This is a genomic window from Streptomyces sp. NPDC093598, assembly GCF_044764825.1.
In the GTDB taxonomy this organism is placed as follows: Bacteria; Actinomycetota; Actinomycetes; order Streptomycetales; family Streptomycetaceae; genus Streptomyces.
In genome coordinates, this window is record NZ_JBIWIV010000003.1 from 416696 (window position 1) to 432332 (window position 15637).

The 15637-nt window shown below is 70.9% G+C and carries 16 protein-coding genes; 7 read left to right on the plus strand and 9 right to left on the minus strand.

The annotated features are described in order from the left end of the window. Positions 1-3 precede the first annotated feature (3 nt). The 6 genes from ACIRDU_RS13715 to ACIRDU_RS13740 all read left to right on the plus strand — a co-directional run bounded on the left by ACIRDU_RS13715 (position 4) and on the right by ACIRDU_RS13740 (position 6177). Complete coding sequence (locus ACIRDU_RS13715; protein ID WP_403578262.1) at positions 4-750, plus strand: acetoacetate decarboxylase; 747 nt, start codon at positions 4-6, stop codon at positions 748-750. After that, positions 747-1697: a 3-hydroxyacyl-CoA dehydrogenase NAD-binding domain-containing protein gene (locus ACIRDU_RS13720; RefSeq protein WP_403578265.1), complete on the plus strand. Its 951-nt coding sequence runs from the start codon at positions 747-749 to the stop codon at positions 1695-1697. Before ACIRDU_RS13715 ends, ACIRDU_RS13720 begins: the two co-directional genes overlap by 4 nt. 1 nt (position 1698) lies before the next feature. Next, on the plus strand, positions 1699-2901 hold the full coding sequence (locus tag ACIRDU_RS13725) for an acyl-CoA dehydrogenase family protein (protein WP_403578268.1): 1203 nt from the start codon (positions 1699-1701) through the stop codon (positions 2899-2901). A gap of 112 nt (positions 2902-3013) precedes the next feature. Next, positions 3014-3202 (plus strand): hypothetical protein, encoded by a 189-nt coding sequence (locus ACIRDU_RS13730; protein WP_403578271.1) that lies wholly within the window; start codon positions 3014-3016, stop codon positions 3200-3202. Positions 3203-4114: 912 nt separating this feature from the next. Then, positions 4115-5323 (plus strand): cation:proton antiporter, encoded by a 1209-nt coding sequence (locus tag ACIRDU_RS13735; RefSeq protein WP_403578274.1) that lies wholly within the window; start codon positions 4115-4117, stop codon positions 5321-5323. Positions 5324-5733: 410 nt separating this feature from the next. Further along, positions 5734-6177, plus strand: a complete 444-nt coding sequence (locus ACIRDU_RS13740) for a hypothetical protein (protein ID WP_403578277.1) — start codon at positions 5734-5736, stop codon at positions 6175-6177. A 75-nt stretch (positions 6178-6252) separates the two neighbouring features. On the opposite strand, the gene ACIRDU_RS13745 is transcribed toward ACIRDU_RS13740, so the two are convergent. Continuing rightward, entirely contained in the window at positions 6253-6678 is a 426-nt protein-coding gene (locus ACIRDU_RS13745) for an organic hydroperoxide resistance protein (protein ID WP_403578279.1), read from the minus strand. Between the two features lie 171 nt (positions 6679-6849). On the opposite strand from ACIRDU_RS13745, the gene ACIRDU_RS13750 reads away from it, so the two are divergent. Further along, on the plus strand, positions 6850-7893 hold the full coding sequence (locus ACIRDU_RS13750; RefSeq protein ID WP_403578281.1) for an alpha/beta fold hydrolase: 1044 nt from the start codon (positions 6850-6852) through the stop codon (positions 7891-7893). Between the two features lie 103 nt (positions 7894-7996). Here the strand turns inward: ACIRDU_RS13750 and ACIRDU_RS13755 are convergent, their stop codons facing one another. The 8 genes from ACIRDU_RS13755 to ACIRDU_RS13790 form a co-directional block, all read right to left on the minus strand. After that, entirely contained in the window at positions 7997-8284 is a 288-nt protein-coding gene (locus tag ACIRDU_RS13755) for a DUF4190 domain-containing protein (protein ID WP_403578284.1), read from the minus strand. Positions 8285-8406: 122 nt separating this feature from the next. Next, positions 8407-9003, minus strand: a complete 597-nt coding sequence (locus ACIRDU_RS13760) for a TetR/AcrR family transcriptional regulator (protein WP_403578286.1) — start codon at positions 9001-9003, stop codon at positions 8407-8409. Positions 9004-9022: 19 nt separating this feature from the next. Beyond that, positions 9023-11086: a discoidin domain-containing protein gene (locus ACIRDU_RS13765; protein ID WP_403578288.1), complete on the minus strand. Its 2064-nt coding sequence runs from the start codon at positions 11084-11086 to the stop codon at positions 9023-9025. 225 nt (positions 11087-11311) lie between these two features. Then, positions 11312-11662 (minus strand): MerR family transcriptional regulator, encoded by a 351-nt coding sequence (locus ACIRDU_RS13770; protein WP_403578291.1) that lies wholly within the window; start codon positions 11660-11662, stop codon positions 11312-11314. A gap of 457 nt (positions 11663-12119) precedes the next feature. Next, positions 12120-12353 carry a CBS domain-containing protein gene (locus ACIRDU_RS13775; protein ID WP_403578294.1) on the minus strand — a complete coding sequence of 78 codons (234 nt, stop codon included), beginning with the start codon at positions 12351-12353 and terminating at the stop codon, positions 12120-12122. A gap of 43 nt (positions 12354-12396) precedes the next feature. Continuing rightward, entirely contained in the window at positions 12397-13881 is a 1485-nt protein-coding gene (locus ACIRDU_RS13780; protein WP_403578297.1) for a DEAD/DEAH box helicase, read from the minus strand. 179 nt (positions 13882-14060) lie between these two features. Continuing rightward, positions 14061-14264: a cold-shock protein gene (locus ACIRDU_RS13785; protein WP_020119326.1), complete on the minus strand. Its 204-nt coding sequence runs from the start codon at positions 14262-14264 to the stop codon at positions 14061-14063. 577 nt (positions 14265-14841) lie between these two features. Next, positions 14842-15567: an SDR family oxidoreductase gene (locus tag ACIRDU_RS13790; protein ID WP_403578300.1), complete on the minus strand. Its 726-nt coding sequence runs from the start codon at positions 15565-15567 to the stop codon at positions 14842-14844. Positions 15568-15637 lie beyond the last annotated feature (70 nt).

Below are 15637 nucleotides of genomic sequence, written 5' to 3' on the forward strand. Positions count from 1 at the left end.
GGCATGAGGACCGAGGACGTACGACAGCACCTCACCACCCCGCTCATCAGCCCGGCGTACGCGCCGGTGGTCCCGCGGTTCACCGACCGCGAGTACCTCAACGTCGTCTACCGCACCGACCCCGAGGCGCTGCGGGCCGTCGTCCCCGAGCCCCTGCGGGTCGACGAGCCGCTGGTCCGCTTCGAGGTCATGAAGATGGGCGACGTCAGCGGCTACGGCCCCTACACCGAGGCCGGCCAGGCGATCCCCGTCAGCTTCGAGGGCGAGCGGGGCGAGTACCTGCACGCGATGTACCTCGACAACTTCCCGGCGACCGCCTCCGGCCGTGAGGTCTCCGCCTACCCGAAGGTCATCGGCTCCCCGGCGCTGTACGCCGACTCCGGCGCGCTCGTCGGCACCCTCGACCACGGCTCGCTGCGGGTCGCCACCGCGACCATGGGCTACAAGCACCACGAGCTGGACCGGCGCGAGGCCGAGGAACAGATCGGCGTACCGACGTTCATGCTCAAGACCGTTCCCGGCTACGACGGTCTGCCGCGTGTGCAGGAACTGGTCCGCACCCGTATCACCGACCTCACCGTCAAGGAGGCCTGGACCGGGCCCGCCCGGCTCCAGTTGTTCCAGCACGTGCTGGCCCCGCTGGCCGACCTGCCGGTGCTGGAGGTCGTCTCCGCCAGCCACATCCTCACCGACCTGACGCTCGCGGGCGTCGAGCCGGTCCACGACTACCTGAAGGGAGCCGCGTCATGACCCGCACCTTCCGTACGGCGGCGGTGATCGGCGCCGGGACCATCGGACTGTCCTGGACGGCCCTGTTCGCAGCGCACGGCCTGACCGTCCGGGTGAGCGACCCGCGCGAGGACCTCGCCGAGGCCGTCACCGAGGCCCTGGAGCAGTACGCCCCGCACCTGGCCGCCCGCGGCCTGGACGTGACGGGCCTCGCCGACCGGGTGCGCATCGCGGCCGATGTCACCGACGCGGTCCGGGAGGCGGACGTCGTCCAGGAGAACGGCCCCGAGCGGGTCGAGTTCAAGAAGGACCTGTTCGCCACCCTCGCCCGTGAGGCCCCCGCGCACGCGCTGCTGCTCAGCTCGTCCTCGGCGATCCCGTCGACCGCGTTCACGGGGGAGTTGTCCGGCGAGGACGCCGCCCGCGTCCTGATCGGCCACCCGTTCAACCCGCCGCACCTGGTCCCGCTGGTCGAGGTCGTGCCGGGCGAACGCACCGGCGAGGACGCCGTCCGGGCCGCGGTGGACTTCTACACCTCCGTCGGCCGCACCCCGGTCGTCGAGCGCAAGGAGATCCCCGGCTTCGTCGGCAACCGCCTGCAGAACGCCCTCAGCCGCGAGGCGGTGTACCTCGTCGAGCAGGGCGTGGTGACCCCCGAGGACCTCGACACGGTCATGACCAACTCGCTGGGCCTGCGCTGGGCCACGGTCGGGCCCTTCCTCGGCTCGCACCTGGGCGGCGGCCCCGGCGGCTACCGGCACCTGGTCGCACACATCGGGGCGTCGATGCAGCAGACGGGAGCGGGCCACGGCACCCCGTCGCTGAACGAGGAACAACAGGAACGGCTCATCGAAGCCGTGGAAAAGGCCTACGGCTCCTCCACGTACTCGGAACTCACCGAGACGCGCGACCGCAGGCAGCTCGCTGTCCTGGCCGCCCTGGACAGCGCCGACAAGGAGGAGAACTGAGATGACCACCACCATGGAACCGTTCGAGGACCAGCCGGCCGCCGACTTCTACGGCTACGAGTCGCTGCTGCCGGACGACGAGCGCAAGATCCTCCTCACGGCCCGCTCCCTCATGCGCGACCAGGTCAAGCCGCTGGTGAACGAGAACTGGGCCAAGGGCGAGTTCCCGAAGGAGCTCATCACCCTGTTCCGCGACAGCGGCCTGGCGGGCCTGCCCTACGAGGGCTACGGCGAGCACAAGCCCGCCGCGAGCAACCTCCTGTCCGGCATGATCGCCCTGGAGATGACGCGCACCGACGCCTCGGTGTCGACCTTCTTCGGCGTCCACAACGGCCTTGCGATGTACTCGATCTACTCGGGCGGCGACCAGGAGCAGCGCGACCGCTGGCTCCCGGCGATGGCCGCGATGGACAAGATCGGCGCGTTCGCCATGACCGAGCCCCTCGGTGGCTCCGACGTCGCGGGCGGCATGCGCACCACCGCCCGGCGCGAGGGCGACGCCTGGATCCTGAACGGCGCCAAGAAGTGGATCGGCAACGCCACCTTCGCCGACTACGTCGTGGTCTGGGCCCGGGACGTCGACGACAACCACGTCAAGGGATTCGTCGTCGAGAAGGACATGCCCGGCTTCGACCCGGTGAAGATCGAGAACAAGCTCGCCTTCCGGATCGTCGAGAACGCCGAGATCACCCTCACCGACGTCCGTGTGCCGGAGGCCAACCGCCTGCAGAACATCAACTCCTTCCGGGACGTCGCCGAGATCCTGCGCGCGACCCGCGCCGGGGTGGCCTGGCAGGCCCTCGGCGTCATGACCGGCGCCTACGAACTGGCCCTCGACTACGCCCGGGAGCGCCGCCAGTTCGGCCGCCCGATCGGCGGCTTCCAGCTGGTGCAGGACCTGCTGGTCAAGAGCCTCGGCAACATCACCGCGTCCTGGGGGATGCTGGTGCAGCTCGCCCGGCTCCAGGACGCCGGCATCTTCCGTGACGAACACTCCGCCTTGGCCAAGGCGTTCGTCACCTCCCGGATGCGGGAGGTCGTGGCCTGGAGCCGCGAGATCTTCGGCGGCAACGGCATCCTGCTGGAGCACGACATCGCCCGCTTCTTCGCCGACGCCGAGGCGATCTACTCCTTCGAGGGCACCCGCGAGATGAACACCCTGATCGTCGGCAAGTCGATCACCGGCGAGAGCGCCTTCGTCTGACCTCCGGCGCACGCCAGGACGAACCGACCCCGGGTTTCCACCCGGGGTTTCGTCATGCCCGGCGGGGATATTGCCTGGCCCGCACGCCCCGGGGTCGCGTACGGTCGGCGCGATGAGCAGGAGACGCTACGTGGCCAGGGGTGTGCCCGGCGGCTACCGCATCTGGGACAACCGGGGGCGCCGCTGGTGGGGCGACCTCTACGCGTTGTGCCCCGACGACCTCCTGACCGAGCTCAACGGCCGGGCCGACCAGACGCGGATCACCGCGCTGATGAGGCGCTACCGCGCGCAGAAGCGGTAAAAAGCACCCCGGGCGGGGCGGGATGGCCGTTCGCTCACTCCCGGTGCTCTTCGAGGTGGGTGCCGAACGGGGTCGCCGCGGCGTCCCCGTCCACCTTGGCGCAGGCCTTCAGCAGGAGCGCCATGATCTCGTACGGGGGTTCGTCGCTGTCGCCGGTCGTCGGGCGGGTCGAGCCCGTGCCGTCGTAGCGGGCCCGTCTGCAGCAGCAGGACGGTGCCGGCCGGGCAGGTCGGCCGGGTCTGGCCGCGCAGGTTCCGGTAGTCGCCGCGTGCCGTGCGGAAGGCCGCGGGCGTCTGACGGTGCCGGTGCGGCGGCCGCCGGTGGCGCCTCGGAACTCCCGTGCGATCACCGGCTGTTGGCATGCGCTAGGATTCTTTACCGAGCTCTTACGCTCGGTTGAGCATGGCCGCGCACAGTCGTAGGGCCGCGCAGTTTCGTCGACACAGTGGCCGCCCGGTTTCCGGGCCGGTGTGAGGGGGCGTGACATGGGGCGAGTGGTGCCCGTCCGCGTCCACAACGCCGCCCGTGACGGCGTTCCTGATACCGACCGCGCCGCGTGAGCGGTTTCCCGTCCTTCTGACGCACGCGCAGGCGCGTGACGCGTACGCCTGACCTGCCGGCGCGTGACGTGTGCCCAGGCCGACCCGGCCCATGACCGCCGAGGGCGCAGCACGCGCCCGGCGCCACGGCACCGCGTGACCCCGGCCCCCTCGCCGTCCTGACACGAGGTCACGGCCGCGCCTCACCGCTCACCGAGCCGTACCGCCGGGCGTCCGCGAACCCGCCGCCGGTCCGGCCGGGCGGCGCCCACCCCAACCCCGACCACACCTGCGACGTGCCCGGCACCGCGCCCGGCCGTCGCACCGCAATGGCACAGACGCCGCAGACCCGATCAACGGAGGTCAGACGCCCGTGCACGACACCACCGCCATGCTCATCGAACTCGGGGCGATCATCCTCGCCCTGGGACTCCTGGGACGCCTCGCCGGACGGGTGGGCTTCTCGCCCATACCCCTGTACCTGCTGGCCGGACTCGCCTTCGGCCAGGGCGGCATCCTGCCGCTGCGGGCCAGCGAGGAGTTCGTCGCCACCGGTGCCGAGATAGGCGTCATACTCCTGCTGCTCCTGCTCGGCCTGGAGTACAGCGCGTCCGAACTCGTCACCACGCTGAAGACCCAGTACCCCTCCGGCGCCGTCGACTTCGTCCTCAACGCCGTGCCGGGGGCGGCGATGGCGTTCCTGCTGGGCTGGGGACCGGTGGCCGCCGTCGCCCTGGCAGGCGTCACCTGGATCTCCTCGTCCGGCGTCATCGCGAAGGTGCTGGGCGACCTGCGCCGACTCGGCAACCGTGAGACACCGGTCGTTCTCGGCGTCCTGGTCCTGGAGGACCTGGCCATGGCGGTCTACCTGCCGATCCTCACCGCCCTGCTGGCCGGGGTGAGCCTGGCGGGCGGCGCGGTCACGCTGCTGATCTCGCTGGGCACCGTGGGCGCCGTCCTCTACGTGGCGTTGCGGCACGGCCGGCTGGTCAGCCGCGCGGTGTCCTCGGACAGTGCCGAGCTGCTCCTGCTAGCCGTCCTCGGTCTGACCCTCCTCGTGGCGGGTCTCGCCCAGCAGCTGCACGTCTCCGCCGCCGTCGGGGCGTTCCTGGTCGGCATCGCCCTGTCCGGCGAGGTCGCCGAGGGCGCCAGCAGTCTCCTCAGCCCGCTGCGGGACCTGTTCGCCGCGGTGTTCTTCGTCTTCTTCGGACTGCACACCGACCCGGCCGCCATCCCGCCCGTGCTGCTGCCCGCGCTCGCCCTTGCCGCCGTCACCGCCCTGACGAAGATCGCCACCGGCTACTGGGCCGCCCGCCGTGCCGGGATCTCGCCCAGGGGCCGCTGGCGGGCGGGCGGCACGCTGGTCGCACGCGGCGAGTTCTCCATCGTCATCGCCGGTCTCGCCGTCGGCGCCGAACCCCGCATCGGCCCCCTGGCCACGGCCTACGTCCTGATCCTGGTCGTCCTGGGCCCTCTCGCCACCCGCTGGACGGAGCCCCTCGCCACCCGTGTCACCCGCCGCGCGACGCCCCGGATACCGGTCGTCGAGCCACCCAGGAAACCGGCTCCGGCGCCCCGTTGACCCGCCCCACCGGCAACCCCGGGGCGCCAGCGCACACGGCCGACGGCCGTCGACTAGCCCAAGGAGACGGCGCCCGCGCCCCGTTGCCCCTTCACGCGCCGGGTAGCCCCGGCCCGCCCCGCGCGCACGGCCGGTGGCCCTGGTGTACTGCCGGCCGTGCGCCGCCCGCCGGCCGAGCCCTTGGCGCGCCACATCGCCTCGGCACCGGACACCCGCCACCGGCAGGTCGTCGAATCATCCAAGGGGACAGCGCCCGCGGCCCGTTGCTACGTCGCCCTCCGGTAGGGCCGGCTGTCCGGATCGGGTGTTTCCCGGAGGGAAGCATGCTGGCACCCTGGCGAGCACCCCGGGAAACGGCAGAGGGGCCAGGGGAGAATTGCCGTTCGGAAGGACCGGAAGGAAGCGCCGGCATGATCGAGTGGAAGCCCCTGGGCACCGGAGCGAGGCCCGTCCCCCAGCCCGTGGCCACGCCGCTGGTGTGGGCCGGGGCCGGCGGCGGCGCACTGTCGCTGGTGGCGCTCCTCAACACCGTGGTGGGGCCGGACCGGCCCGAACTGGCCCTGCCCGCGCTGTCTCTGCTGGCGGCCGTGCTGGGCCTGTGCGCACGGTTCACGGCCGCCCCCGGCACAGCCGTCCTGTGCTGGCTGTTCCTCAACGGCTTCGCCATTCCGCCCGCCGGCGCCCTCACCTGGGCCGGCCCCCGTGACACCACCTGGCTGGCCTGCCTGCTCACCGCCGCCCTCATCGGCACGGCCCTGGCGCGCCTCGTCCACGCCCGCGCCGCCTACCGCCGCCTGGCCCCCGACCGCCCCCGGCCCGACACCGCGGCCGGCGACGTACCGTACGACTCCTGACGCCCGGGGCACCCCCACGCGACCGGCCGCGCCGGCGCCCCGCCCCGGCAGTGACGAACACGGTGAGGCAGGGGGTCAGACGGCGGCGGCCGACACGGTGACCGGGATGTTGCCCCGCGTGGCCTTGGAATAGGGGCAGATCCGATGGGCCGCGGCGCCCAGTTCCGTGGCGGTCTCCTGGTCGACGCCGCCGAGCTCGACGCTCAGCACGGCGGCCAGGCCGAACTCGCCGTCGTCACCGTGGTGGAGGGTGATCTCGGCGGTGATGGCGGTGCTCGTCGGCCTGACCTTGCGCTCGGCCGCGGCGCGGCGCACGGCCCCCAGGAAGCAGGCCCCCCAGCCCGCCGCGAACAGCTGCTCGGGGTTGGTGGCGTCGCCGGCGCCGCCCAGCTCCTTCGGGATGGCCAGCATGGTCCGCAGAAGTCCGTCCTCGGACCGCACGCTGCCGCCGTTGCGGCCCTCTCCGTCGACCTTCACGACCGCGGTGTAGCTGACTGCCATCACTCTCTCCTTTTCGTCACCTGTTCAAGCGGTGACGAGATCGTGGCAGTGCATCGTGCTGACAGTCAAGGAGTATCGACCAACATGTCGTCACCGGTTTGACTGGTGACGATCCGCATGCAACAGTCAGGCATCGCACCAGCCGGTCCACGTCACACCACGGAGGTCCACGTGATCAGCAGGCGTAGTTTCGGCAAGGCCGTGGGAGTGGGCGCGGGCGCGGCCGCCGTGGGGGTGGGCGGGCCCGCAAGCGCGTCAGCGGCGGCAACCGTTCCGGCCGCCACCCCCGCCCCGGGCGCCCACCCCACCTTTGCGCGGATCAAGCAGATCAGGGCCGGTGTCCTGGACGTCGGCTACGCCGAAGTGGGCCCCGCCCACGGCCCCGTGGTCATCTGCCTGCACGGCTGGCCGTACGACATCCACAGCTACGCCGAGGTCGCCCCGCTGCTGGCCGGGCAGGGGTACCGGGTGATCGTCCCGTACCTGCGCGGGCACGGCACGACGCGTTTCCTGTCCGACCGGACGTTCCGCAACGCCCAGCAGTCGGCGATCGCCATGGACGTCATCGCGCTGATGGACGCCCTGAAGATCGACAAGGCCGTGCTGGCCGGCTTCGACTGGGGTTCACGCACCGCCGGCATCATCGCCGCGCTCCGGCCCGAACGCTGCACGGCCCTGGTGTCGGTGAGCGGCTACCTCGTCACCAACCTCGAGGCCAACCTGAAGCCGCTGGCGCCCAAGGCCGAACTCGCCTGGTGGTACCAGTACTACTTCTCCACCGAGCGAGGCCGGCTCGCCTTGGAGGACAAGACCCTGCGCCACGACCTGACCCGGCTCGTCTGGGACACGGTCTCCCCGACGTGGGACTTCGACGACGCCACGTTCGAGCGCACCGCGGCGGCCTTCGACAATCCCGACTACGCGGCCGTCGTCGTCCACAACTACCGCTGGCGGCTGAGCCTCGCCGACGGTGAGCGCCGCTACGACCGCCTCGAGAAGCGGCTCGCCGCCCGCCCCACGATCGGGGTGCCCACCCTCACCCTGGACGCCGGGCGGGACCCCTTCACCGCTCCGGGCGACGGCGCCTCGTACCGGGACCGGTTCACGGGCCCGTACGAGCACCGGACCCTGCCGGGCATCGGCCACAACGTGCCCCAGGAGGCGCCCGCGGCCTTCGCGCAGGCCGTCGTCGACGCCGATCACCTGCGCGGCTGAGTCGACCGAGCGCGGGGCATGCGGCGGCTGTGGTGCGGGATGGCGGCGACAAGATCAGGCAGCCGCGTACCGCGCCCACGCCCCGCGTCGGTCCGGACGGTTGCTAGCCGCCGACGTACCAGCTGAATCCGCCGTTGCTGCTGGCCACGGCCACGAGCACGAGCCACAGGACCACGTCGACGATACCGAGGATGATGCCGGCCTTCGCCATGCCGGCGCCGTTCTTGACCGACGCCTGGCGGCGGGCGATGGCACCGAAGATGATGGCCAGCGGGCCCAGAACGATGTTCAGCAGGAACAGGCCGATGACGCCGCAGCACAGGCTCGCGATCGCCAGGCCGTTGGTGCGCGAACCGGAGGACGCGGCAGAGGAACCGCCGTAACTCGCCATGGAAAACTCCCAGTTGTCGATGGCACGGACCGAACGGGCCGCACTCTCCTCACTTTCGACTTGTTTTGTTCGAATGCCCCTCTGTGGCGTTCCCATGACAACCAATTCGGGAGAGTGTTCCGTCAGTTCTCGTGCACCAGCCCGGCGATGTGCGCGGTGACCGTGTCGAGGATGCCCGTCCAGGCCGCGTCGTCCCCCAGAACCAGGTAGTTGAGGGTCAATCCGTCGGTCATGGCGGCCAGGTAACGGGCCAGGACGGGAACGGGCACGCGCAGACGCAGCCCCAAGGTCTGCCGCAGCTGGTCGATGAGCTCGGTGTACGTCTCGGCGTACAGCTCGTACTGACGGCGTGCCAGGTGTTCGAAACCGGGCCGGCGCAGCGCGTACTGGGTGAGCTCGTAGGTGAGCATGTGTTCGTCGGGGTGGGCCCGTACGTGGTCCCAGTACGCCTGGAAGCCGGCCCGGACGGTCTCCTCGAGGGTGGCTCGGGGCCGTATGGCCTCCTTCACCACCGTCACGTAGTGCCCGGTGATGGTGGTGATGACGGACTCGATCAGCTGCTGCTTGGAGTCGAAGCAGTAGTGGAAGACGCTCAGCGAGACGCCCGCCTCGGCGGCGATGGACCGGGTCGTCGTCCTGGGGACGCCGTCGCGGGCCATCGCCCTGATCGCCGCTTCGGTGAGCTGTCGCCGCCGCTCGGCGGACGGCAACCGTGACATGGAGCCCCTCTCGTGGGTGTCAGCCGCTGTGGACGCCGACCTCGTGGAGGGAGTAGCCCCAGCCGGTGGCGCGTTCCAGTCCGTGGACGCGGACGTACCGGGCCGGTGTGCCGGCGAAGCGCGCGGTGTCCAGGCCGCCGTCACCGGCGGTCGTGGACCAGGCGGTCCGCCAGTTCACGCCGTCGGTGGAGAGCTCGATCCGGTACGACTTGGCGTACGCGCGCTCCCAGTCGAGGGTGACCCGCCGGACGGTCCGCGGGGAGCCGAGGTCGACCTGGTACCACTGGTCGTCGCTCCAGTCGCTGGCCCAGCGGGTGCGGCGGTCACCGTCGACGGCCCGGTGCGGCTGGTAGTTCGTGAACAGGCTCCACTCCGAGGAGCTGGCCGACGCGGCGGAGCCGGCCGCGAGGTTGACGCCCGCCTTGTGGTTCTCGGAGGCCGCCCAGGTGTCGAGGTAGGACTCGGCGCCCCGGAACAGGTCGTCGACCACGTCCTGGCCGCCGACCCGGCGGATGTCCTCGATCCAGTCCGGGACGAGACCGTAGTGGGCGGCGCCGTCGGTGTTCAGGTCCCAGGTGCGCTCGCCGGTGGTCTGCCGGTCGATGACCGAGCCGCCGTCGACGCTCTTGAACGGGTATGTGACCTTGTTCGGCGCGTCCGCCCCGCGCGGTCCCGGCCAGCCGCCGACGCCGTTCATGTCGGTGCCGTACCCGTAGCCCACACCGTACTTGTCCCGCAGGGACTCGGTGCGCTTCGCCTCCGCGATGAAGCCCTCGGAGCCGTGCATGTACTGGGCGATGAAGCCGCCGAGCCCGTAGACCCGCTCGGTCCAGTCCATGTCCATCCAGCTGTGCGAGGAGAGCACGCCGGGGTAGGACTCGGCCTCGAAGATGTCGAGCACCCGGCCGGTGGCCTTGACGCTCATGTGGTCGATCTCCAGCATCATGCCGCGCTTCATCATGCCGCGCACGGCGTACTCGCCGAGGTCGGTGAGCCCCCGCACGTTGCACCGGGCGTCGGCGCTGTACGAGGGGACCTCCTCACCCGCCGGCAGCTTCTCCTCGGCCGCGGCCGCCGGGGCGTTGCCGATGGGGTTGTCGGCTTGCGGGCCCGTGCACTTCTCCGTCTTCCAGTACGTGCCGGTCGACAGGAACTGCCCGACGTTGATGGCCGTCCCGAGCGAGCCCGAGTCGAAGCGCACCCCGCACAGGGCGTTGTCGAACTTGTGGCACAGGAACATGCTGCGCACGCCCAGCGCGTGCAGTTCGTCCAGGCCCTTGTCGATGTCCGCCCTGCTGCACTGCGCGATGTCCAGGACCTGCTTGCAGCCGAAGGGCTCGGAGGTCTCGACCCCCATGATCACCGCGAGCTTGCCCTGCTCGATGACGTTGCGGGCCTGCGCGCTGTCGGTGACGACCCGGAACCAGCCCTTGCCGGGCCCGCCGTACATCCGGTCGACGAAGGCCTGCATGTCGTACGTCAGCCTGGCCTGGAGCCGGATGGACGTCATCTCGTCGCAGGAGCGGTCCTTGAAGAAGTACACCGAGCAGATCACGCCGTTGGTGACGAGGTCGTTGACCAGCACCCGCTGGCCGCCGCGCCAGGCCCGCTCGATCCAGGCGTAGTAGTTCTGCTGGTGGGTCAGCGAGTCGTGGGCGGGCCAGTCCTTGAAGGTGGGCCAGCCGTTCGGGTCGTGCTTGCCGTCGCCGCCGTTGGTGATGAAGTCGAAGATCGCGAGCGAGCCGTCGGGGTAGTGCTCGGGGCAGTCCTTGAGCGCGTCGGCCACGCCCTGCTCGGAGAATGCCTTTCCGCAGATCAGACGGCCGCCGAAGGCCTCGTTGGAGAAGATGTGGTCGTGCGCGTCGACGAACCCGCGCACCTCGCCCTCGGCGTTGGTGCCGGTGAAGGGCTCGCCCGTGACGTTGATCCGGGAGTCCGGAGCGGGCCGTGCTGTCGGGTCCCACCAGTCGTTACCGGCCGCCGAGCTCGGGGTGGGGCCGAGCGCGATCGACAGCACGAGCAGGAGGAGCGACACAACGGTGAGGTTCTTGCGTCTGCGGTACGGGCGTCCGGAACTGGTCACAGCCCACGTCCCTCGGTCGGCGGGTCGCTCGGTCGTCTTGTCATGACCTCGCAAAGTGTGCGACGAGAATCGCCACTACCGCTTGACGAGTCAAGGGTCCGGGACGGTGACCTGATGCGGGGGCACCCGGGTACGGGACTCCGGACCTGCCGGGGCAACAACAAACCCCAGGCCGCCGACCTGGGGTTTCATGGAACGGATGACCGGCCCCCGGCTTTCACGTGATCAGCCCGGGCCGGGATCGGCACCGGCGGCCGCTTCCTTCGCCGCGCGGCGGTACTCGGCGTTGATGCGCTGAGCCTCCTCGAGCTGGTCCTCGAGGATGACGATGCGGCAGGCGGCCTCGATCGGCGTACCCCGGTCGACGAGCTCACGGGCGCGAGCGGCGATCCGCAGCTGGTAGCGGGAGTAGCGGCGGTGTCCGCCCTCCGAGCGCAGCGGAGTGATCAGACGGGCGTCACCGATGGCCCGGAGGAAGCCCGGGGTGGTGCCGAGCATCTCGGCGGCCCGGCCCATGGTGTAGGCGGGGTAGTCGTCGTCGTCCAGCCGGTCGCTGAGCGGGGTATCTGCTGCCATGTCACCTCGTAGTACAACGCGTCGAGGGGCCCTGGTGCCGTACGGCACCAGGGCCCCGAAGGAAATTCAACACCATCTGTCGGCCCTCATGCTGTGCCGACCTTCTGTTTCCGCTACCCGGCCCGACGACGGGAGGGGTGCGGGGATCGCGGCTGCGTGACCGGGGACCACCATCCATTCCGGGGTCTTGCGGTACCCGGACCGGAGGCTTCCCGGGCCGGGCGATCCTGATGGCGTCTGCTCCTCCGTCCTTCCTCGGTTCTCGTCTGATCATGTCTACGAGAAGAATGCTAACCATGGCGAGGGGCAATGTCTACTCCGACAAAGACAGATTTTGCTGTCCGTCGGACGCAGGCCTCCGGTGGTCCGATCGCGTGGCGACATGACAGGGAGGGCCCTGCCGACGCGCATCGGCAGGGCCCTCCCTGGTTCCTGGTGGCGGCTGACCGCCAGTGCCTCACCTCTCCGGGACGTCCCGGATCCGGACGCGGTCCGTGTAGGTGGGGGCGTCCCGGCAGACGCTGAGCCGGGACAGGGTGACCAGGCCCGTGGACTGGTCGTCCCCGTCGCAGAGGACCAGGTGGTCGACCCGGGCCCCGGCCATGAGCGACAGCGCCACCTCGACCGTCATGTCGTCACGGATCCGGGGTGCGTGGACCATGGCGTGGTGCTGCGTCTGAGCCGGCGTCATGGGTGTCTCCTGCCGAGAGGGGATGGCTGGTGGGCGCAGGGCGCTACGCGGCCGAACCGAAGCCGGTCCGCCGCTGCGCCCTGGGACGCGCCGCCTCGCCGGCGGGGCGGCCCTGGCCGGTGGGGCGGCGGCCCCGGCGGCCCCGGGAGCCGGCGGACGCGCCGCGGGGGCGTTCCGCGCGCGGCGCGGTGATGACGACCGGGACACCGGAAGGGGCCTGGGCACCGGTGATGCGGCTCAGCTCCGCCTCGCCGGACCGCACCTGGGCGACCTGCGGAGTGATGCCCGCCGACGCCATCAGCCGGCTCATACCGCGACGCTGCCCCGGGGTCACCAGGGTGACCACGCTGCCGGATTCGCCGGCGCGGGCCGTACGGCCGCCGCGGTGCAGGTAGTCCTTGTGGTCACTGGGCGGGTCCACGTTGACGACGAGGTCGAGGTTGTCGACGTGGATGCCGCGCGCCGCGACATTCGTCGCCACCAGTACCGTCACGTCCCCGGTCTTGAACTGGGCGAGGGTCCGGGTCCGCTGGGGCTGGGACTTGCCGCCGTGCAGGGCCGCGGCGCGCACCCCGCTGCTCAGCAGGTGCTGGGTCAGCCGGTCCACGGCGTGCTTGGTGTCGAGGAACATGATCACGCGGCCGTCCCGCGCCGCGATCTCGGTGGTCGTGCGGTGCTTGTCCGCGTCGTGCACATGGAGTACGTGGTGCTCCATCGTGGTGACGGCGCCCGCCGACGGGTCGACGGAGTGCACCACCGGGTCGTGCAGGTAGGTGCGGACCAGCCGGTCGACGTTGCGGTCCAGCGTGGCGGAGAACAGCATCCGCTGCCCGCCGGGACGCACCTGGTCGAGCAGAGCCGTGACCTGGGGCATGAAGCCCATGTCGGCCATCTGGTCGGCCTCGTCGAGCACCGTGACGCCGACATCGTCCAGCCGGCAGTCGCCCCGGTCGATGAGGTCCTTGAGCCGCCCCGGTGTCGCGACGACCACCTCGGTTCCGGCGCGCAGCGCACCGGCCTGCCGGCCGAGGGACATCCCGCCGACGACGGTGGCCAGCCGCAGGCTCACGGAGCGGGCGTAGGGAGTGAGCGCGTCGGTGACCTGCTGGGCGAGCTCACGGGTGGGTACGAGGACGAGGGCGAGCGGCTGCCGCGGCTCGGCGCGCTTCCCCGCCGTACGGGCCAGCACGGCGAGACCGAAGGCCAGGGTCTTGCCCGAGCCGGTGCGGCCACGGCCCAGGACATCACGGCCGGCCAGGGAGTTCGGCAGGGTCGCGGCCTGGATCGGGAACGGCGTGGTCACGCCCTCGTGGCCGAGCGTGGCAAGCAGCCGCGCGGGCATGCCGAGGTCGGCGAACGACTCGACGGCGGGCAGCGGGGGTGTGACCGTCTTCGGCAGGGCGAACTCGCCCTGGGGAGCCCGGCGGCTGCCGTAGCTCTGAGCGCGGCGCGGTCCACCGGAGCGGCGGGCGGCGCCGTCGCCTCCTGCGAAACGGTCACGGGTACGGGATGTGTGGGCACGCTTCATGCGGGACCTTCCTTGACGGGCGCGTAGCAAGGAAATCCCGCAGCAGAGGAGCGGCGCAGAGAATCTCGAGACGAGCCGAAGTCGATACGGCCGGTTCGGACCGGCGGGGAAAACAGCGAGCTGGGGCCCGCACCCCAGAGGTGCGGGCCCCAGCTGCGAAATATGCGCGAGCGCCGGTGTCAGGCGGGCACGATGTTCTCGGCCGTCGGGCCCTTCTGGCCCTGCGCGATGTCGAACGACACCTTCTGGCCTTCCAGCAGCTCGCGGAAGCCCTGGGCGGCGATGTTCGAGTAGTGGGCGAAGACGTCGGCGCCGCCGCCGTCCTGCTCGATGAAGCCGAAGCCCTTTTCAGAGTTGAACCACTTCACGGTGCCAGTAGCCATTTTGTTTCTCCTTCGGAGGCGGTTTCAGGAACCCACCCTGTGTGAATTCCGTGTCGCCGTGATGATTACCCCGTAGGAAATGAACCTTCTGGCAACCACACCTGCAACTGAGATCGACAGTAGCACGGTGCGATCGGGCCTGTGCTGTGCGAAATTTCCGTTGCGGACGGCGTTCGAGGAATATTCGGCGGGCCCCGCTTCTCTTTCTCATTTTGCGAGCACAGATATTGCCGTCCGAGGGCATGGCCCTTCCTGCCGCGCCCTCGCGTCCCAGCCCTGTGACCTCCACCGACGGCAGATGTGCCGCTGCCGCCGCCGTCGACGGACGGCACGGCGGCGAGCGCGCCGGAATCCCGCTCCCGCGAGGAAGGTCACATCCGGGTGGAGGCACACCCGACGGGCAACTACGTGGACATGTCACCGATCGGCGACGGCGTCGTCCGGGAACGACGACGCCGGGATCCTCCCGGCTCCCAGCCCCCTCACAGTGATCGAGAAGCACCGAGAGGCCAACTGGCACACCTCCGCGGCCGACGCCGTTCCCTTCAGCTGAACGGAACCGCGGCTCCCGACGGGTCTACCAGGGCACCACTCCCTCGTCGTCGAAGAAGCTGCCGGACGGACCGTCGTCGGGCAGCGTCGCCAGCCGGATCGCGACCGCCGCGCCCTGCTGCGGGGTGCGCACGCCGCGGAAGCCGTTGAGGTCGGTCGCGCAGTAGCCGGGGCAGGCGGCGTTGATCAGGATGTTCGTGTCGTGGAGCTCCTTGGCGTACTGGACGGTGACGGCGTTCAGGAACGTCTTGGACGGCGTGTAGGCGACGGCGATCGGACCCGTGTCGCTGCCCGGGGTGGTCTGCCGGGTGAGTGAGCCGACGCCGCTGGACATGTTCACGATCCGCGGTGACGACGAGCGGCGCAGCAGCGGCAGCATCGCGTTGGTGACGCGGATGACGCCGATCACGTTGGTCTCCACGACCGTTCGCACCGTCGCCGGATCCACCGAGGTGGGCAGCTGCGGCACACCGCCGGTGATCCCCGCGTTGTTGACCAGCACGTCGAGACGTCCGGCGCGCTCCTCGACCAGCCCGGCGGCGCCGGTCACGCTCGCGTCGTCGGTCACGTCGAGCGGTACGCCGAACGCGTCGACGCCGGCCGCCCGCAGTTTCGCCACGGCGCTCTCGCGCCGCTCCCGGTCCCGGGCGCCGACCCCGACCCTCCAGCCGAGGGCGCCCAGGCCGGCCGCGATCTCGTATCCGATGCCCTTGTTCGCGCCGGTCACCAGCGCGATGGTCTGTTCGCTCATGCCGTCGATCCTGTCCGGGCCGGGCGGCGACCGGCCAACACCGATCGGGTGGGCAGCGATACCGCACGGG